Annotated in this window: 19 protein-coding genes; 9 read left to right on the top strand and 10 right to left on the bottom strand. The window is 76.4% G+C overall.

The window, feature by feature from the left end; translation table 11 throughout:
* Positions 1-168: 168 nt before the first annotated feature.
* Positions 169-1,191, bottom strand: coding sequence for a YlbL family protein (locus tag BD833_RS04985; protein ID WP_166531991.1), 1,023 nt, complete (start codon positions 1,189-1,191; stop codon positions 169-171).
* Positions 1,192-1,317: 126 nt separating this feature from the next.
* On the opposite strand from BD833_RS04985, the gene BD833_RS04980 reads away from it, so the two are divergent.
* The gene (locus tag BD833_RS04980; protein WP_166531990.1) at positions 1,318-2,718 is read left to right on the top strand and encodes a zinc-dependent metalloprotease; all 1,401 of its coding nucleotides are present in this window, start codon (positions 1,318-1,320) and stop codon (positions 2,716-2,718) included.
* Here BD833_RS04980 and BD833_RS04975 read toward each other — a convergent pair.
* Positions 2,715-3,305, bottom strand: a complete 591-nt coding sequence (locus BD833_RS04975; RefSeq protein WP_166531989.1) for a M48 metallopeptidase family protein — start codon at positions 3,303-3,305, stop codon at positions 2,715-2,717. The genes BD833_RS04980 and BD833_RS04975 overlap by 4 nt on opposite strands.
* A gap of 410 nt (positions 3,306-3,715) precedes the next feature.
* On the opposite strand from BD833_RS04975, the gene BD833_RS04970 reads away from it, so the two are divergent.
* From BD833_RS04970 to BD833_RS04960, 3 genes are all read left to right on the top strand, one after another.
* The gene (locus BD833_RS04970; protein WP_012950213.1) at positions 3,716-3,868 is read left to right on the top strand and encodes a DUF5679 domain-containing protein; all 153 of its coding nucleotides are present in this window, start codon (positions 3,716-3,718) and stop codon (positions 3,866-3,868) included.
* A gap of 131 nt (positions 3,869-3,999) precedes the next feature.
* On the top strand, positions 4,000-5,118 hold the full coding sequence (locus BD833_RS04965) for a ThiF family adenylyltransferase (RefSeq protein ID WP_166531988.1): 1,119 nt from the start codon (positions 4,000-4,002) through the stop codon (positions 5,116-5,118).
* A 68-nt stretch (positions 5,119-5,186) separates the two neighbouring features.
* Positions 5,187-6,509: an ABC1 kinase family protein gene (locus BD833_RS04960; RefSeq protein ID WP_243737450.1), complete on the top strand. Its 1,323-nt coding sequence runs from the start codon at positions 5,187-5,189 to the stop codon at positions 6,507-6,509.
* A gap of 184 nt (positions 6,510-6,693) precedes the next feature.
* Here BD833_RS04960 and BD833_RS04955 read toward each other — a convergent pair whose 3' ends face one another.
* From BD833_RS04955 to BD833_RS04940, 4 genes are all read right to left on the bottom strand, one after another.
* A complete protein-coding gene (locus tag BD833_RS04955) occupies positions 6,694-6,999 on the bottom strand; it encodes a hypothetical protein (RefSeq protein ID WP_166531634.1) in 306 nt (101 codons plus the stop codon).
* Positions 6,996-7,361 (bottom strand): WhiB family transcriptional regulator, encoded by a 366-nt coding sequence (locus tag BD833_RS04950; RefSeq protein WP_208092335.1) that lies wholly within the window; start codon positions 7,359-7,361, stop codon positions 6,996-6,998. The genes BD833_RS04955 and BD833_RS04950 overlap by 4 nt, the downstream gene beginning before the upstream one ends.
* 139 nt (positions 7,362-7,500) lie before the next feature.
* Entirely contained in the window at positions 7,501-7,791 is a 291-nt protein-coding gene (locus tag BD833_RS04945; RefSeq protein WP_166531987.1) for a hypothetical protein, read from the bottom strand.
* A 194-nt stretch (positions 7,792-7,985) separates the two neighbouring features.
* A complete protein-coding gene (locus BD833_RS04940; RefSeq protein ID WP_166531986.1) occupies positions 7,986-9,980 on the bottom strand; it encodes an ATP-dependent helicase in 1,995 nt (664 codons plus the stop codon).
* A gap of 185 nt (positions 9,981-10,165) precedes the next feature.
* On the opposite strand from BD833_RS04940, the gene BD833_RS04935 reads away from it, so the two are divergent.
* From BD833_RS04935 to BD833_RS04925, 3 genes are all read left to right on the top strand, one after another.
* Positions 10,166-10,432 carry a mycoredoxin gene (locus BD833_RS04935; protein WP_166531985.1) on the top strand — a complete coding sequence of 89 codons (267 nt, stop codon included), beginning with the start codon at positions 10,166-10,168 and terminating at the stop codon, positions 10,430-10,432.
* Positions 10,429-11,055, top strand: coding sequence for an ANTAR domain-containing protein (locus tag BD833_RS04930; RefSeq protein WP_166531984.1), 627 nt, complete (start codon positions 10,429-10,431; stop codon positions 11,053-11,055). The genes BD833_RS04935 and BD833_RS04930 overlap by 4 nt, the downstream gene beginning before the upstream one ends.
* Before the next feature lie 95 nt (positions 11,056-11,150).
* The gene (locus tag BD833_RS04925) at positions 11,151-11,750 is read left to right on the top strand and encodes a nucleoside/nucleotide kinase family protein (RefSeq protein WP_208092334.1); all 600 of its coding nucleotides are present in this window, start codon (positions 11,151-11,153) and stop codon (positions 11,748-11,750) included.
* Here BD833_RS04925 and nudC read toward each other — a convergent pair.
* The 3 genes from nudC to BD833_RS04910 are packed head-to-tail and all read right to left on the bottom strand — an operon-like array spanning position 11,747 to position 15,308.
* Positions 11,747-12,640, bottom strand: coding sequence for an NAD(+) diphosphatase (gene nudC, locus BD833_RS04920; protein WP_166531983.1), 894 nt, complete (start codon positions 12,638-12,640; stop codon positions 11,747-11,749). The genes BD833_RS04925 and nudC overlap by 4 nt on opposite strands.
* Complete coding sequence (locus BD833_RS04915) at positions 12,637-14,001, bottom strand: M16 family metallopeptidase (RefSeq protein WP_166531982.1); 1,365 nt, start codon at positions 13,999-14,001, stop codon at positions 12,637-12,639. Before BD833_RS04915 ends, nudC begins: the two co-directional genes overlap by 4 nt.
* Positions 13,998-15,308 carry a M16 family metallopeptidase gene (locus tag BD833_RS04910; protein WP_166531981.1) on the bottom strand — a complete coding sequence of 437 codons (1,311 nt, stop codon included), beginning with the start codon at positions 15,306-15,308 and terminating at the stop codon, positions 13,998-14,000. The genes BD833_RS04915 and BD833_RS04910 overlap by 4 nt, the downstream gene beginning before the upstream one ends.
* Before the next feature lie 72 nt (positions 15,309-15,380).
* On the opposite strand from BD833_RS04910, the gene BD833_RS04905 reads away from it, so the two are divergent.
* Positions 15,381-15,866, top strand: a complete 486-nt coding sequence (locus BD833_RS04905; RefSeq protein WP_166531980.1) for a GNAT family N-acetyltransferase — start codon at positions 15,381-15,383, stop codon at positions 15,864-15,866.
* A gap of 4 nt (positions 15,867-15,870) precedes the next feature.
* Here BD833_RS04905 and BD833_RS04900 read toward each other — a convergent pair whose 3' ends face one another.
* The gene (locus BD833_RS04900) at positions 15,871-16,758 is read right to left on the bottom strand and encodes a DUF2510 domain-containing protein (RefSeq protein WP_166531979.1); all 888 of its coding nucleotides are present in this window, start codon (positions 16,756-16,758) and stop codon (positions 15,871-15,873) included.
* 97 nt (positions 16,759-16,855) lie between these two features.
* On the opposite strand from BD833_RS04900, the gene BD833_RS04895 reads away from it, so the two are divergent.
* Positions 16,856-17,599 carry a putative protein N(5)-glutamine methyltransferase gene (locus BD833_RS04895; protein WP_208092333.1) on the top strand — a complete coding sequence of 248 codons (744 nt, stop codon included), beginning with the start codon at positions 16,856-16,858 and terminating at the stop codon, positions 17,597-17,599.
* Position 17,600: the final 1 nt, after the last annotated feature.

Here is a 17,600-nt window from a genome sequence, read left to right as displayed (position 1 = left end):
GAGCGGGCTCCTTCAGTTGCAGGCGTGGCCGAGAGGGCCACGGGACGACCGGCCGCGGGCGACCGGGTGGTGCAGCGCCGGGGCGAGCCCCGGCCTCATGGACAACGCTCCGCACGGCCGGGGGTTCCCGACGGTGCGGTTCCGCCGGTCAGGGCGGGTCCGCGACCCTCAACAGGACTCCGGCGTCCGGCCGGCACGGAGGTCGGCCAGGGCCGCGACGGCGTCGTCGAGGGTGGCCACCTTCGCCATCGGGACGCCGGCGTCGGGCGCGGCGAGGGCCTCGGCGCAGTTGCCGGCCGGGACGAGGAACAGCTCCGCGCCGATGTCCCGCGCCGCGAGCATCTTCAGCGGGATCCCGCCGATCGGGCCGACGTTGCCGTCGAGATCGATCGTCCCCGTGCCGGCGATGACCGCCCCACCGGTCAGGTCCTCGTCCCCGACGAGGTCGAGGATGCCAAGGGTTAGCATCAGCCCGGCCGAGGGCCCGCCGACGTCCGCCACCTGGATGTCCACGTCGAAGGGGGCGGCCGGCTGGTCCAGCACCGAGATGCCCAGCAGCGAGCCGTCGCGGCCGTCCGCGGACCGGGTGGTCACCGTCGTGCTCCCCGGCTCCCCCAGGCGCGTGTAGGCCACGGTCACCTCGGTCCCGGGCGGGATGGCGGTCAGCACGTCGGCCAGGACGTCGGTGTCCGGCACCGCCCGTCCGTCGACGGACTCGAGCGCGTCGCCCTCCTCGAGCCGCCCCTCTGCCGGGGAGTCGTCGGGCACGTCGCGCACGACCACCTTCTGCGGGTAGCCGAGCTCGCCGAGCGCGACGCTCTCGGCCGCCGCCTCGGAGGTGATGAAGGCCTGCCGGTTGACCTGCCGCGTCTCCTCCTCGGTCCGGTCCGGCGGGTAGACCGCCTCCTCGGGGACGACGGCCACCTCGTCGTCGAACCAGCCGCGCACGGCCTGCACGAGGCTGAGCCCGCCCTTGCTGACGCCGACCGTCGTGAGGTTGAGGTTCCCCTCCACCTCGTTGCGCTCCCTGCCCTCCACCTCGATGATCTGCTCGCCGTCGATCTCGCCGAGCGTGTTGAAGGTGGGGCCGGGCACCTGCGCCACGTAGGGCACCGGCACGACGGTGCCGAGCACGCCGAACACCAGCAGCAGCAGGGCGCCCACGCTGAGGACGGCGATCCGACGGGTCACGAGGGGCGAGCTTAGAAGCCCTGCGCCACTCGGGGGTCCGCGACGGGTCCCCGCAGGGGCCCGCCGTCCGCTGCGGGCGCAGCGCCACCACCCCCCGACCGAAGATCACACGTCTACCGTGGACGCATGAGTGACGTGCCCTTCGGCTTCGGCCCTCCCGACCGCGACCCCGAGCGCCGGGAGCCCGGCCGCGGCGACCAGGGCGGCGGTGACCCCTTCGGCCTCGGTGCCCTGTTCGGGGGCATGGCCGGGGGCGGCTCGCCGGAGGACGTGCTGGGCAAGATGCCGCTGTTCGCCGAGCTGCAGAAGCTCATGAACTGGTCCGGCGGACCGGTCAACTGGGACCTCGCCCGCCAGGGCGCCATCAGCTCGCTGGCCGCCGGGCACCAGCCGACCTCGGAGGGCGAGCGCTCGGGCGCGGCGGAGGCGCTGCGGCTGGCCGACCTGTGGCTGGACCAGGTCACCGAGCTGCCCTCGGGCATCGAGCGCACCGCCGTCTGGTCGCGCGTGGAGTGGGTGGAGCAGACGCAGCCGGCCTGGGGTGCGCTGATCGACCCACTGGCCGAGCGGGTGGTGGCGGCGATGACCAGCGCCCTGCCGCAGGAGGCGGCGATGTCCTTCGGGCCCATCGCCGGGATCATGGGCCGGATGGGCGGCCTCATGTTCGGCGCCCAGGTCGGTCAGGCGCTCGGCAAGCTCGCCGAGGAGGTGCTCACGAGCACCGACGTCGGGCTGCCGCTCGCGCCCGCCGGGACCGGGGTCCTGGTGCCGCAGAACCTGGCCGCGTTCGCCGAGGGGCTGGACCGCCCGGCCGAGGAGGTCCGGCTGTTCGTGGCCCTGCGGGAGGCCGCCTCCCAGCGGCTGTTCGCGCACGTGCCCTGGCTGCGCCAGCAGCTGCAGGACGCCGTGCACGCCTACGCCCGGGGCATCACCATCGACCGCGAGGCGATCGAGCGCGGCATCAACGAGGCGATGGCCGGCGGGATGGGCGGGGGGCTGGACCCCAGCGACCCGGAGAGCATCCAGCGGCTGCTCGGCAGCGGCGTGCTCGAGCCGGAGGAGACCCCGGAGCAGCAGATGGCGCTGCGCCGGCTGGAGACCCTGCTCGCCCTCGTGGAGGGCTGGGTGGACGCGGTGGTGGCCGAGGCCGCGGCCGAACGGCTGCCCGGGCACGCGGCGCTGGCCGAGACCATGCGCCGTCGCCGCGCCTCCGGCGGCCCGGCGGAGCAGACGTTCGCGACCCTGGTCGGGCTCCAGCTGCGGCCCCGCCGGCTGCGCGACGCCGCCACCGTGTGGGGCGCCATGGCCCAGCAGCACGGGAGCGCCGCCCGCGACCGGTTGTGGTCCCACCCCGACCTGCTGCCCACGTCGGACGACCTGGACGAGCCGCTGGACTTCGTCGCCCGCCAGGGGCTGGACGACGAGCTCGCCGCGCTGACCGCCGACGACGCGGAGCGCGCGCCGGAGCAGTCCGGCGACGACGGCCCGGCCACGGACCCCGACGACGAGGGCGGGACCGCCCGCTAGTCGACGAGGTCGGGCGCCAGGTCCTGCCCCGCCGCCCCGGCGGTGGCCGCGAGCTCGACGCCTTCGAGGAACCCGCGGGCCCGCTCGGCCCGCGGGTAGCGGGCGACCAGCGCCCAGAACCGCTCGTCGTGGCCCGGTTCGAGCAGGTGCACCAGCTCGTGCACCAGCACGTAGTCGACGACGTACTCGGGCATCGAGCGCAGCCGGCTGGAGAGGCGGATGGTGCGGTCGGCCGGCGTGCAGGAGCCCCAGCGCCGGTGCTGGTTCTCCACCCAGCGGACGCTGGCCGGCTCGGCCAGGCCGTCCAGGTGCGCCGCCGACAGCGCCCGCGCCCGGGCCAGCAGCTCGGTGTCGCCCCCGAGGGACCGCTTCCGGCGCTCCTCCCGGGTGCGCAGCTTGGCGACCATCTGGGCGACCCAGCGCTGCTCCTCGGCCGGGCTGAACGCGGCCGGGATGAGCACCACGGTCCGGCCCATCTCCTGGTAGGCGGTCACCGTCCGCCGCCGGCGCGTGCTGCGCCGGACCTCCACGACGTCGTCGTCCGCCGGAGCGGGCACGGCGGACGCGTCGGGAGTCGATCGGGGCACGCACGCACCGTAGGACACCCGGCGGGCGTGGCGCCTGCGCGGAGACACCCGCTCGGGTGCAGGTCGCACGGACGGTGGACACGGCCGTCGCCGCTTGCGCTCCCCGAGCCGGCCGGCGGGGCGCCGTCCACACCCGGAGAGGGACATCGCCGCAGCTCGCGGGCGTGCCGGCGACCACGGTGAGTGGGCCGTCCCCCTCCCGTCCCCCGGTTCCGCACAGCGACACGCCTGTGCGTCCCCATCGCATCCACAGGGCTGTCCACAGCTGTGGGAAGGCGGCGCCGCGTCGGCCGCCACGAGCCCGCCTCCGGACCCCCGCCGAGGGCGTCGGGCCGGGCCGGCGCGGGTAGCGTGCTGGCGCACCGGCGCCCGGCGTGCGAGCCGTGGCGCCCCGGAGACGAGGAGATCCCGTGGCGGAGAGCTACAACGGTTACTGCGTGAAGTGCAAGGAGAAGCGCGACTTCGACGGCGAGGTCAAGGTCAGCGAGTCCGGCCGGCGCATGGCGCAGGGCACCTGCCCCGTCTGCGGCACGAAGATGAACCGGATCCTCGGCAAGGCCTGAGCAAGACCTGAGCAAGGCCTGAGGGACACCCCCTCCGCACGGCGGCGACCCCACGGGGTCGCCGCCGTCCGTCGTCCGGTGCCTGTGGACGACGGGTCCGGCCCCGGCCTCCCGGCTGCCACCCTGCCGCGGTGACCGACAACGCCCACCCCCTCCTCCCGGCCGCGACCCCCGTGCTCCTCGGCGAGGCCGGGACGGTGCAGATCGGCGGCGTCGACTCCACCGACGGGCTGGTGCTGCACCCGCCCCCGGGGCTGGCACCCCTGCTGCGCGGCCTCGACGGCCGCCGGACGCAGCGGGCCGTCCGTGCCGACGCCGTCCGGGACGGACTGGACCCGGAGGTGGTCGACGCCGCGCTGGAGGCGCTGCGCGACACCGGGCTGCTGACCGATCTCGACGCCGCCGACCTGCTCGCGACCGGAGCCGGCCCGGCCGCGGTGGCACGGGCGGCGGTCGAACTCCCCGCGGTCGCCGGCCCCCCCACCGGCGACCGGCCGGCGGGCTGGCGGGCCCGGCGGCTGGCGACCGTGGTGGTCGAGGGGGCCACCCGGGTGGGCACCCCGCTCGCCGCGGTGCTGGCCGCCAGCGGGATCGGCCGCGTGGTCGTGCGCGACACCGGCGTGGTGGCCGCCGCCGACGCCGTCGTGGGCGGGCTGAGCGCCGCCGACGAGGGCCGCCCCCGCGCCGCGGCCGCGGCCGACGCGGTCCGCCGGGCGAGCCCGCTGACCGACCTCGGCCCGCTCCCGGCCGGTCTGGCGGCCGACCTGACGGTGTTCACCCGCGCCTGGGACGCCTCCGACCCGCTGCTGCCCGGCACCGACCGCCCGCACCTGGTCGCGACCGTGCGCGGCGAGACGGGCGTCGTCGGGCCGCTGGTGGTGCCCGGCGGCACCAGCTGCCTGCTCTGCGCCGACCTGCACCGCCGGGACGCCGACGCGCGCTGGCCCCGCCTGGCCGCCCAGCTGACCGCGACCGAGGCCCCCGCCAGCGGCGCGACGATCACCTGCCTGCTCACCGCGCTCGTCGCCGCCGGCCAGGTGCTGTCCTACCTGGACGGTGCCGGCGCGCCGGTCACGCTGGAGGGCACGGTCGAGCTGCGGCCCCCGGATCTGCTGCCCCGCCTGCGCAGATGGCCCCGTCATCCCGCCTGCGGGTGCGGCGTGGCCGAGGACGACGGGACCCGTCCGGCCTCCGGCGTCGAGGCTCCTCCCGGCGGGCACCCGTCCCGGCAGGCCACAATGGGCCGCTGAACGAGCTTCCGGGCTCACCGGGCACGACACACGGCGTCTCCCCGACCGGGCGCCGGCGAGGAGGACGCGTGAGCGACGAGCGACCGGTCATGCCGCGGGGGTCGGTCGCACGGACGGCCAGGCTGGCCTCCCTGCCGCTGGGCGCGGCCGGACGGGCGACCCTGGGGATCGGCAAGCGGCTGTCGGGCCAGTCGGCCGACGCGGTGAACGCCGAGCTGCAGCAGCGCACCGCCGAACAGCTGTTCGCCGTGCTCGGCCAGCTCAAGGGCGGGGCCATGAAGCTGGGCCAGACCCTGTCGGTGTTCGAGGCGGCCGTGCCCGAGGAGATGGCGGCCCCCTACCGGGAGGCGCTGACCAAGCTCCAGGAGGCGGCGCCACCGATGCCGGTGCGCACGGTGCACGCGGTCCTCGCCCAGCAGCTGGGCGGCACGTGGCGGCAGCGGTTCCGCGAGTTCGACGACGCCCCGGCCGCGGCCGCCAGCATCGGGCAGGTGCACCGGGCCACCTGGCGCGACGGGCGCGACGTGGCGGTGAAGATCCAGTACCCCGGCGCGGCCACGGCGCTGATGAGCGACCTGAACCAGCTGGCCCGGTTCGCCCGGCTGTTCGCGGCGGTCTTCCCCGGTCTGGACGTCAAGCCGCTGATCGCCGAGCTGAAGGCCCGCGTGGTCGAGGAGCTGGACTACGGGCTGGAGGCCGACGCGCAGCGGGCGTTCGCCGCGGCCTACGCCGGGGACGCCGAGATCTCCGTCCCCCGGGTGGTGGCCAGCGCCCCCAAGGTGGTGGTCTCGGAGTGGATCGAGGGCGTGCCGCTCTCCCGGATCATCACCTCGGGCAGCCGGGAGGAGCGCGACCGCGCCGGTCGGCTGCTGGCCACGCTGCACTTCTCCGCACCCGAGCGCGCCCGGCTGCTGCACGCCGATCCGCACCCGGGCAACTTCCGGATCCTGCCCGACGGCCGGCTGGGCGTCATCGACTTCGGCGCGATCGCCCGGCTGCCCGACGGCCACCCCGAACCCATCGGGCGGTTGCTGAACTGGGCGCTGGCCGGACGCGCGGCCGAGGTCCTGGCCGACCTGCGCGCCGAGGGGTTCGTGCGGCCGGGGTTCGACGTCGACCCCGAGGCGGTCCTCGAGTACCTGCGCCCGCTGCTGGAGCCGGTCGCCGGCCACCGCTTCCACTTCACCCGCGCGTGGATGCAGGAGCAGGCGATGCGGCTCGGCGATCCGCGGACCGAGGCCAACCGGCTGGGCCGGCAGCTGAACCTGCCGCCGGCCTACCTGCTCATCCACCGGGTCTCGATGGGCTCCATCGGCGTGCTCTGCCAGCTCGACGCGGCGGCCGACTGGCGGGCCATCCTCGAGGAGTGGCTCCCCGGCTTCGCGGATTAGGACGCGGCCCTCCGGACCGCCGCCCCCAGGATCAGGGGCGGCGGTGTCGTGCCGAGTGGGGCCCGGAGGGCTCCGCGCAGGCGCGACTGACCCGCTCCACGCCACCCTGGGTACGGCACGTGGTCGCGGTGCGGTCCGGAGGACCGCGATGTGCACAGCTGCGGTCCGGAGGACCGCGATGTGCTCAGTAGACGGATGCGCTGGCGCGCGCGGCCCGGCGGACCGCACGCTCGGCGCGACGGGCGGCCCGTCGCGCCACGTAGAGACGTCGGGCGCGGCTGGCAGCCATCGCCTCGGCTCGCAGCTCGTTCATGCGGCTGCTGGCCATCTCGTGCTCGAGCATGTACATGGCGGGTTCCTTCGACGTGGTCGGCGGCCGGGCCGCCGGGATGCTGGATGTCGTGCTGGATTCGGTGGTGCTGGATCTGGTGGTGGTGGATCCGCTGGTGCCGGCTCCACCGGTGGTCGGGACGGACGCCGCCGGGCTCATGCGGCGACCACCTTGCGGGGACGGCCGCGGGGCCGCTTCCGGGCGATGACCGCCCCCCGCTCGAAGATCTCGCCGCCCCAGACGCCCCAGGGCTCGCCGCGCGAGAGCGCACCGGCCAGGCAGGCGTCCCGGACCGGGCAGTCCCCGCAGAAGCTCTTGGCGAGCTCCAGCTGCGCCGGGGTCTCGGCGAACCACAGCTCCGGGTCCTCCACCCGGCAGGGCAGGGGGCGCCGCGCCGGGGCGGGTGCCACCGGCGGGCGTGACCGCCGGCGTGGGTGCGGGCTGTTCCGGGGCGTGGCGCCGTCGGTCCAGGGGAGCCCGGGCCGGCGGTGGGACGTCGGGCGGTCGATCGTCTGCTGCACTGCCGCTCCTCCTCGTACTCGTCAGGTACGGCCGGCGGGGGTCCGCCGACCGAAGTCGGGGCCGGGTGCCGCGGAGAAACGAAGAGGCCGCGGATCCCGGGGTTCGGGTTCCGCGGCCTCGAGGAGGACCGGTGAGCTGCTAGCTCAGCGATCTCCCCGGGGCTGGGAGCCCGAGGGTGGTGTTGTCGTTCTGGGGCAGGTAGGTGGGCGCGAGGAAGCGCTCGACGATGCGCAGCGACGTCCGGCGCCGGCCGGCGGTCGACCCGATCAGGCCGGTGGCCACGGCACCGCCGGTGCAGGCGGCGAGGGGCAGACCGGTGCCCTGGATCGGAGCGGCGGACGCAGCCATGACCGGGCCGCGCTCGCGCACGTCGACGCCGCCCCGGACGAGGAGGTCGGAGGCCGCGGTGGTCCACGTGGTGCTGATCATCGAAGGTCCCCTCCTTCCTCGTTCTGCGCCGGCCGGTCGGCCGGGCGCGCTGGGGGGCGCAGCTGGTGTGCGACGGGACACTATGACCCCGCCGGAGACGGGGTCAATCGAATTAAATCCGGTTTCCTCCGGACGGGGCCCGCGCCGGTCCCGGAGCCGCCTGCCGTCGCCCTCGGCGACGGCGCCCTCACCCGTCAGCCGGTGACGGCGGCCAGCACGTCCTCGCCGTAGAGCTCCAGCTTCCGGGCACCGATCCCGGGCAGGCCGGAGAGCTCCCGCAGACTGGCGGGGCGGGTCTCGGCGATCGCCTGCAGGGTCGCGTCGGTGAAGACGACGTAGGCCGGCACCGACGCGGATTGCGCGGCCTGGCTGCGCCAGGCCCGGAGCCGCTCGAACAGCTCGCCCGCCTCGCCCTCGAGCACCACCTTGGGTCGCTTGGCGGACCGGCGGGCCGGCGGCGCGGTCGGGCCGGAGTCGGGGGCCAGCCCGTCGAGGAACCGGCTGCGCGGGCGGGACCGCCGGCCACCGGGGTTGCGGGCCAGGGACCAGGAGAGGGTGAGCTGCTCGCGGGCGCGGGTGATCGCCACGTAGAGCAGCCGGCGCTCCTCGTCCACCGCCTCGGGCCGACTCAGCGACTGCGCGATCGGCAGCACGCCGTCGACCAGGCCGACCACGAAGACGACGTCCCACTCCAGGCCCTTGGCCGCGTGCATGGACGCGAGCGTGACGCCCTGGACGGTCGGGGCGTGCTGGGCGTCGGCGCGCTCGGCGAGGTGCGTGACGAAGCCCGCCAGGTCCAGCGAGGGGTGCTCGGCCACCAGGTCGACCGCGAGGTCGACCAGCGCCGCGAGCGACTGCCAGCGATCCCGCGCCGCGCCTCCCGGCGGCGGCCGGTGCTCCACCCACCCGGTGGAGGCGAGCACGTCGCGGACGGCGGGCACGAGCATGCCCGGCTCGTTGCCACCTGCCGCCGCCCCGCGCAGCAGGATCACCGCCTCGCGGACCTCGGGGCGCTCGAAGAAGCGTTCGCCGCCCTTGAGCACGTACGGGACGCCGGCGTCGGCCAGCGCGGACTCGTACACCTGCGACTGGGCGTTGATGCGGAACAGCACGGCGATCTCGGCGGCGGGCGTGCCGTCGTCGACCAGCGCCTTGCACCGCGCCGCGACCGCCGCGGCCTCGGCCGGCTCGTCGGGGTGCTCGACGAACGTCGGCTCGGGGCCCCCCGCCCGCTGGCCGAGCAGGCGCAGCCCGGGCAGGCCCTTGCGCGGCGGCGCCTGGCCGATCAGCCGGTTGGCCAGCCCGACGACCTGCGGCGTGGACCGGTAGTCGCGCTCGAGCTTCACGACCGCCGAGTCCGCGTAGCGGTCGGCGAAGCCGAGCAGGTAGTCGGGGTCGGCGCCGGTGAAGGAGTAGATCGTCTGGTTCGGGTCACCGACCACGCAGATCTCGGCCCGGCCGCCCAGCCACGCGTCGAGCAGCCGCTGCTGCAGCGGGTTGACGTCCTGGTACTCGTCGACGACGAAGTGCCGGTACTGCGCGCGCACCTGCCGCGCGACGTCCTGGTGCTCCTCGATGGCGTAGGCGGTGACCAGCAGCAGGTCCTCGAAGTCCAGGGCGCCGTCGCGCTGCTTCGCCTGCTCGTAGCTGGCGTACACCGCGGCCACGGCGGCCGGCTCGAACGGCGCCTCGCGCCCGGCGGCCTTCGCGCGGGCCGGGTAGTCCTCCGGCGTGGCCAGCGTGGTCTTGGCCCACTCGATCTCGCTGGCGAGGTCGCGCAGGCTGGTGCGGTCGGTGGTGAGCCGGTTGCGGGCCGCCGCCGAGGCGACCACGCGCAGCTTGTTCTCGATCAGCCCGGGCATCGGCCCACCGAGCACGCGGGGGGCGAAGTACCGGAGCTGGCGCATGGCCGCGGCGTGGAACGTGCGCGCCTGGACCCCGCCGACGTCGAGCGCGGCCAGCCGGCCCCGCAGCTCTCCCGCGGCCCGCGCGGTGAAGGTCACCGCCAGCACCTGCTCGGGCACGTAGGTGCCGGTGTGCACGCCGTAGGCGATCCGGTGGGTGATCGTCCGGGTCTTCCCCGTGCCGGCACCCGCGAGGATGCACACCGGTCCGGAGACCGCCTGCGCGGCCGCACGCTGCTCGTCGTCCAGACCCGCCAGCACGGCCTCCGCGTCCGCTCGTGCCACGCCCGGTCCGCCTTTCCCATCCCTCGTCCTGCCCGCCGGAGCCGGTCCGGCTCCGGGGACGATCCTCCCAGCCGGCACCGACGGGCGGTGGGAAGCATCCCCAGGGGGCGCACGTTGGCATGCACGCACACCACCCCCGTCCCGGGGCTGGACCCGCTCGGCACGAACAGGGAGACTCCCCCGCGATGACCACGACCCCCGGCGCCCCCGTCACGATGTACACCACCACGTGGTGCGGCTACTGCGTGCGGCTGAAGAAGCTGATGCAGCGCGAGGGGATCCAGTTCGCCGAGGTCGACATCGAGACCGACCCGCAGGCGGCGGAGCTGGTCATGTCGGCCAACGGGGGCAACCGCACCGTGCCCACCCTGATCTTCACGGACGGGAGCGCGCTGACCAACCCGGGCATCGAGGCGGTCAAGGCCCAGCTCGCACAGCTCCCGGAGGCGTGAGACCCGTGGTCCCCGGCCCCCGGCCCTCCGACCGGCTCGACGAGCCCGCCGGTCGCCCGGAGGGCACCGGGTGCCCGCGCTCCGACGCACCCCGCGTCGCGATCACCCGCGGAGCCCGGGGGTGGGTCGTCGTCCCGCTGCCGGGTGGCGGGCTGCCGGGCGACCACGTCGAGAGCCTCGTCGAGGGGATGACGCTGGCCGACCTGGTCGCCGACGAGTGGGGTGGGCTGCCCGAGCCCGACCGCTCCGCCCGGCGCGCGGCGCGCGGCCCGGTCGGTGACCCGGAGGAGACGAACGGCACGGACGCGCGGATCGCCGGGCTGGAGCGCACCGTCGCCCAGCTGGAGCACGCGCTCGCCGCCCGGGTCAGCACCGAGCGCGCGATCGGCGTCCTCGCCGAGCGGCACGGGTCCAGCCCGCGGGCGGCGTTCGAGGCGCTGCGCCGGGAGGCCCGCACGCAGGGCCGGCCCGTCGTCGACCTCGCCCGCGAGGTGCTCGACGGCCTGGCCGTCGACGCGCCGGAGCCGGCCGTGCCCGTGCCCGTGCCGGCCGCCGCTCCGGCGGCGCCCGCTCCCCGCCCGGTGCGCGGCGCCGTGGTCGCGACGGCGGACGGCCGCTCCTGAGCCGGCCGGAGCCGCTCTCCCCCGACGCCCTCGCCGACCGTCTCGCCGCACTGCTGTCCGGCACGCCCGCCGAGCCGGGGGCGGCCGCGCTGCGGGTGGCCGTCGACGGCCCCGAGCTGGCCGGCCCCGAGGCCCTCGCCGCCGCCATCGCCGAGCGGCTCCCGGCGCTGGGGCGCGGCGCCGTGGTGGTGCCGGCCACGGGCTTCTACCGGCCGGCCTCGCTGCGGCTGGAGCACGGCCGCACCGACCCCGACGCCCGCTACACCGACTGGCTGGACGCCGGCGCGCTGACCCGTGAGGTGCTGGGGCCCCTCGGCCCGGGTGGCTCCGGGGTGTACCTGCCGGTGCTGTGGGACCTCACCCGCGACCGGGCCGCCCGCCTGCCCCGGCAGCCCGCGCCAGCCGGCGCCGTGCTGCTGCTCGCCGGGACGATGCTGCAGGGGCTGGGGCTGGCCCTGGACGCCGTGGTGCACCTGCGGGTGTCACCGGCCGCCCGGCGGCGCCGGACCGCGGCCGGGGACGCGTGGGCGCTGCCGGCGTTCGACCGCTACGACACCGAGGTCGACCCGGTGGCGCTCGCCGACGCGGTGGTGCTGGCCGATCACCCCGACCGCCCGGCTCTCGTCCTCGGCGGCCGCTGGGCCCCGTCCCAGAGCTCGTCCCAGAACTCGTCGTCCCAGAACTCGCCGTCCTAGAGCTCGCCGGCCACCCACCGGTCGAGGATGTGCCGCGCGATCGAGATCGACGGCGGGATGGCGAGCCGCTCGTCGGGTGCGCGCAGCTCGTCGCGGGTGAACCAGCGCGCCTCCTCGATCTCGGTCGGGTCGACGCGGATCTCCTCGGCGCCGTCGACGCGCGCCACGAAGCCGAGCATCAGCGACTGCGGGAACGGCCAGGGCTGGCTGGCGACGTACCGGACGTCGGTGACCCGCAGCCCGACCTCCTCCTCGACCTCGCGCGCCACCGCCGCCTCGGCGGACTCCCCCGGCTCGACGAAGCCGGCCAGGATGGAGAACCGCCCGGGTGGCCAGACCGCCTGCCGGCCGAGCACCACACGGTCGGCGCCGTCGTGGACGAGCATGATCACCGCGGGGTCGACGCGCGGGAAGAACTCGACCCCCGTCGTCGGGTCGCGCTGCGTCCAGCCGGCCCGCTCCACGGTGGTCGGCACCCCGGTGAGGGGGCTGAACCGGTGCCGCTCGTGCCACTCCAGGATGCCGACGGCCTCGACCAGCAGGCCGGCGTCCAGGTCGCCGAGGTCGGCGCCGAGATCCCGCAGCCCGGCCCAGCGGTCCACCGGGCGGCCGTTCACCGTGAGCGCCCGCTCCCCGCGGACGGCGGCGTACGGCACGCCCCCGTCCTCCCCGAGGTACACCGCTCCCGCGGGCAGCTCCGGGCGCTCGTCCCACACCAGGACCGGACCCGACGGGCCCTCCTGCACCGGCACGGTGCGCTGGGGGTCGACGGTCAGCACCCGCACCGGGCGGCCACCGGCGGGGTCGGGCAGCAGCCGGGCCAGGTGCGCCCGGTCGTGCGCGGTCCGCGAGAGCAGCGGCCACCCGTTCCCGCCCGGCGCGCCGGTCATGCCGGGTCGCCGCCCCCGGAGACGGTGACCGGGGCCAGCGTGCCCAGCTCGGCGGCGACCCGGCCGGCGTCGCCGACGACGACCGCGGTGAGGGCCTCGGGCGCCAGGTAGCGGGCCGCCGCGGCCTGCACCTGCTCGACGGTCACCTCGGTGAGGTCGCGCTGATGGGTGGTCAGCCAGTCGGCCGGCAGACCCACGCCGAGCAGCGCGGACAGGGTGCTGGCCAGCCCGGCGTGGGTGGAGGTCGACAGCGCCATGCTGCCCAGGATGTACCGGCGGGCGGCGTCCAGCTCGGCCTCCGTGACCGGGGTCAGGCTCATGCGCCCCAGCTCGTAGAGCGTCTCCAGCAGCGCCGGGCCGGTCACCTCGGTGGCGACGTCGGCCTCCACCAGGAAGGACGAGGCGGCGCGCTGGTGCTCGACCGCGCTGCGCGGGCTGTAGCTGTACCCGCGGCGCTCGCGGATGTTCTCGACCAGCCGCGAGGAGAAGTAACCGCCGAAGATCATGGCGGCGAGGCGCAGCGCGGGCAGTTCGGGATCGGTGCGGCTGGGAGCCAGCCCGCCCAGCCGGAGGTTGGACTGCACCGCCCCGGGCCGGTCGACCAGCTCGATGCCCGGCACCCGCTGCTCGCCGACCGGCGGGGTCTCCACGGCCTTGCCGGTCGCCGTCCAGCCCTCGAGCGCGGCGGCCACGGTGTCGGCGGCCGCGCGCGGGTCGAGGTCGCCGACCAGGACCAGGATGCTGCCCGCCGGCACCACCCGTTCCCGGTGCAGCCGGCGCAGGGCCGGGGCGCGGACCGCGGACACCAGGTCGGCGTCGGGGAGCCCGATGGCGTACGGGTGCGCCCCGAAGCGGCGGGCGGCCAGCGCCGAGCGGGCGATCATGCCCGGCTGGCTGCGCGCGATGGCGATCCGCTCGGCCAGCCGGTCGCGCTCGCCGTCGACCTGACCGGCCGGGTAGCTGGCGCCGGTGAGCAGTTCGGCGAGCAGCTCCAGGACCGGCCCGAGGCCGCCGGGCAGCAGCGTCGTGCCGAAGACCAGCCGGTCGGCGTCGGTGCTGACCGACAGCTCGGCGCCGTGGCCCTGCAGCAGCTGGGCGATGTCGGTCTGGTCGTGCCGCTGGGTGCCCAGCAGCACCGCGCCGGACAGGACGGCGCCGCGGGCGGCGTGCACGCCGGCGTTGCGCGCGTTGGACGCCGCGAAGGGCACCCGCAGCCGCAGCTCCACCAGCGGCACACCCGGCCGGGGCACCACGACGACGCGCAGCCCGTTGGGCAGCGTGGTCTCCGCGGCCACCGGTGTCGGGTGCGGGCGTGGCTCGCCCAACGGCGGGATCAGGGTCGGCTCCTGGACCGCGGTCATCGGGCGCCTCCTGCCGGTCGCAGCTCGAGCACCGCGGCGGTGCCCGGATCCAGCCCGCGGGCCGCCGTCCGCACCGCCTCCGGCGACACCGCGGCGAGCCGGGCGGCCAACTCGCCGGCCAGCTCGGCGCGGCCGTGGACGAGCTCGGCGGCGGCGAAGGCGAGGGTGCGGCCGAGCACCGAGTCGGCCTGCTGGAGCAGCTGCGCCTCGATGCGGGCCTGCACCCGGCTCAGCTCGGCCGGGTCGACGCCGTCCTGGGCGATCCGGCCGATCTCCTCGTGCACCGCGGCCATGACCCGGTCGGCGGGCACGGCGGCCGGGTGGTGCACCTGGGTGGTGAGCAGCGTCGCGTCCCGGACGTCGAAGGGGTCACCGAAGAGCCCCACGTAGCTGCTCTGGGCGATGGCGATCCGGTCGTCGTGGATCAGCCGGCGCTCCAGCCGGGAGGCGTCGCCCTCGCTGAGCAGCTCGGCCAGGAGCACCGTGCCGAGGTAGGAGTCGAAGTCGCCGACCGGGTCGGGCACCCGCCAGCCGATGGCCAGCGCCGGGGCCGGGGCCAGCGCGTCCTCGACCACGGCGGTGCGCACGGTGGTGGGCGAGGGCTCCCCGGTGTGCGGCAGCGGCGGGACGTGCCGGGCCGGCACCGGCCCGAACCAGCGGCGGACGAGCTTCTCGGTCTCGGCGACGTCGAGGTCGCCCCCGATGCACAGGACGGCGTTGCCCGGCGCGTAGTACCGGGAGAAGAAGTCCGTGGCGTCGTCGACCGTGGAGGACTCCAGGTCGACGAAGGAGCCGTAGCCGTCGTGGGTGTTGGCGAAGGTCTCGAAAGCGACCTGGGGCAGCTGCAGCCACGGGAAGGCGCCGTAGGGCCGGTTGAGCACGTTGACCCGGATCTCCTCCTTCACCACGTCGATCTGGTTGCGGAGGTTCTCCTCGGTGATGGCCGGGGCGGCCATGCGGTCGGCCTCGAGGAAGAGGGCCCGCTCGAGCGCCTCGCTCGGGAGCGCCTCGAAGTAGTTCGTGTAGTCCTGGTGGGTCGAGCCGTTGAACGTGCCGCCGGCGGCCTGCACGAGCCGCGCGTGCTCCATCTTCGCGACGTTCGCCGACCCCTGGAACATCAGGTGCTCGAAGAGGTGGGCGAAGCCGGTGCGGCCTTCGGGCTCGTTGCGCATCCCGACGTCGTAGTAGACGCTCACCGCCACCACCGGCACGCTGCGGTCGGGGGCGAGGACGACCCGCAGGCCGTTGTCCAGCGTGAACCGTTCGATCGGGTGCCGCAGGGTCAGTTCGGGAGCGGCTGCAGTCACGCGCTCGACAGTAACCGCGGCGGCGGGCGGGCCGCCGTGCGGCTAGCTCGGGCGGATGAGCAGCATGGGTGCGTGGACGACGGACGGGTGCGGCGGGCGGGCCCCGCGGACGCGGCGGCGCTGGTGGAGCTGCGGGCGGCGATGTTCGCCGCGATGGGAACCGATCCCGGGCCACCGGACGCGCCCTGGCGGGCCGCCGCCCTCGACTGGTTCGGCGAGCGCCTGGCCCGGCCCGACCGGTTCGCGGCCTGCGTCGTCGACGATCCCGCGAGCGGCCGGGTGGTCAGCGGCGCGGCGGCCGAGGTCGAGCAGCACACCCCGAACCCGTGGAACCCGGGGGGCGCCCGCGCCGAGCTGTTCAACGTCAGCTCGCTGCCCGGCTCCCAGGGGCGCGGGTACGCGCGTGCGTGCGTCGCCGAGGTGCTCGCCTGGGTGCGGGAGGAGACGACCGTGGGCACGGTGCGGCTGTCGGCCACTCCCCCCGGCTTCGGCATCTACCGGGCGCTGGGTTTCACCGAGACCCGCTACCCGGCGATGCGGTTGCTCCTCGAGCGCTGAGCCGTCACAGCACGTCGACCGAGCCGAGCACCCGGTCGATGACGCCGTACAGCTCCGCGTGCGTGTTCGGGATCGAGACGTACAGCAGCGCCGGCGCCGGCCGGCCGACGTCGATGAGCAGCAACGCCGCCCGCTCCCCCGAGGCCTCGTAGCCGGCGACGTCCCAGGTGAGCGCGAACTCGACGAGGTGCGCGGCGTGCCCGTCGACGGTGCGGGCCTCGTCGCGCAGCACCTCCCGCTCGTTCGGGCGGGGGTAGTAGTTGGCCCGGACGCTGTCGGCGAGCACCCGGGTGGTGGTGGCCAGCGTGGCCGGGCCGGCCCAGCCGTACCCCTCGGCCACCGGGCCGGAGGTGCACTGCGAGATGAAGATCCCGCCGTCGGGGGTGTCCTCCTGGGTGGTGAAGTACTGGCCGGCGGTCGTGGTCGTCTCCAGCTGGACGCCCAGGTCGAACTCCCGCCAGCCCTCGCCGAGGTAGGGGTAGGAGATGCCGGCCTCGGCGTCGACGATGCGCACGGTGCCGGGCGGGAACGCCGGTGCGGCGGCCTGCGGCGGGGACGGAGCCGGGGGCTGTGCGGCGAGCGCGGCCCCGGGCGCGGCGGTGTCGGGCCGGAGCAGGAGCACCGAGCCGAGGACGGCGAGGACCAGCACCAGGACCGACCCGGCCGCGATCCACACCCCGGCCCTCGACCGCCGGCCGGGCGCCGCGGAGGCACCGGCGTCCACGGGAGCCGGCGCCGGAGGCCGGGACGGCGTGCTCCTGACGGCGACGCCCGGGCCGGCGGGCAGGAGCACGTCGGACCAGCCGGACCCGTCCCACCACCGGACCATGCCGGGGGCGCCACTCGGATCCGGGTACCAGCCCGGCCCCGCGTCCTTCGCTCCCCCGGTCACGGCAGCAGACTAGAGCCGAGACCGGCGGCCGGACCGCCGCACACACCCCACCCGGAGGCACCACCTGGACCTTCCCGCCGCCGACGGGTCCGCCGTCGTGGGCCGGCTGCGCGCCGCCGGGTGCGTGTTCGCCGAGGACGAGGCCCGGCTGCTGGTCGCCGCCGCGGGCGGCCCGGCCGAGCTCACCCGGCTGGTCGACCGGCGGGTGGCCGGGGAGCCGCTGGAGCAGGTCCTGGGGTGGGTGGAGTTCTGCGGGCTCCGGATCGCCGTCGCGCCCGGGGTCTTCGTGCCCCGCCGGCGGACCGGGCTGGTGGTCCGCGAGGCGGCGGCGCTCGCCGTCCCCGGGGCGGTCGTGGTCGACCTGTGCTGCGGCAGCGGAGCCGTGGGAGCGGCGGTGGCCGCGGCCGTGCCGGGGATCGACCTGCACGCCGCCGACGTGGACCCGGCCGCGGTCCGCTGCGCGCGCGGCAACCTCCCGGGGGTCCCGGTGCACGAGGGGGACCTCTTCGCCGCCCTGCCCGCCGGGCTGGCCGGCCGGGTGCGGGTGCTCGCCGCCAACGTGCCGTACGTGCCGACGGCGGCGATCGCGCTCCTGCCGCCGGAGGCGCGCGACCACGAGCCGCGGTCGGCCCTCGACGGCGGGAGCGACGGCCTGGACGTCGCGCGACGGGTGGCCGCCGGCGCGCCGGCGTGGCTGGCACCCGGCGGTGCGCTGCTCTTCGAGTGCGGCGGGGAGCAGGCGGCCGCGGCGCTCGACGTCGTGGCCGCGGCCGGCCTTACCGCGCGGCTCGTGGTCGCCGACGAGCTGGGCGCGACCGTCGTCGTCGGCACCCGGCCCTAGC

Source organism: Blastococcus xanthinilyticus (assembly GCF_008124835.1).
Classification (GTDB): domain Bacteria; phylum Actinomycetota; class Actinomycetes; order Mycobacteriales; family Geodermatophilaceae; genus Blastococcus; species Blastococcus xanthinilyticus.
Note: the sequence above shows the minus strand (reverse complement) of the source record. Positions and strands in the feature narration are given on the sequence as shown.

Bases quoted from the DNA above. Each gene is read 5' to 3' on its own strand.
- BD833_RS04955 (WP_166531634.1), bottom strand. From the start codon at position 6,999: ATGAGCCCGGCGGCGTCCGTCCCGACCACCGGTGGAGCCGGCACCAGC.
- BD833_RS04935 (WP_166531985.1), top strand. From the start codon at position 10,166: ATGACCACGACCCCCGGCGCCCCCGTCACGATGTACACCACCACGTGG.
- nudC (WP_166531983.1), bottom strand. From the start codon at position 12,640: ATGACCGGCGCGCCGGGCGGGAACGGGTGGCCGCTGCTCTCGCGGACC.
- BD833_RS04980 (WP_166531990.1), top strand. From the start codon at position 1,318: ATGAGTGACGTGCCCTTCGGCTTCGGCCCTCCCGACCGCGACCCCGAG.
- BD833_RS04945 (WP_166531987.1), bottom strand. From the start codon at position 7,791: ATGATCAGCACCACGTGGACCACCGCGGCCTCCGACCTCCTCGTCCGG.
- BD833_RS04915 (WP_166531982.1), bottom strand. From the start codon at position 14,001: ATGACCGCGGTCCAGGAGCCGACCCTGATCCCGCCGTTGGGCGAGCCA.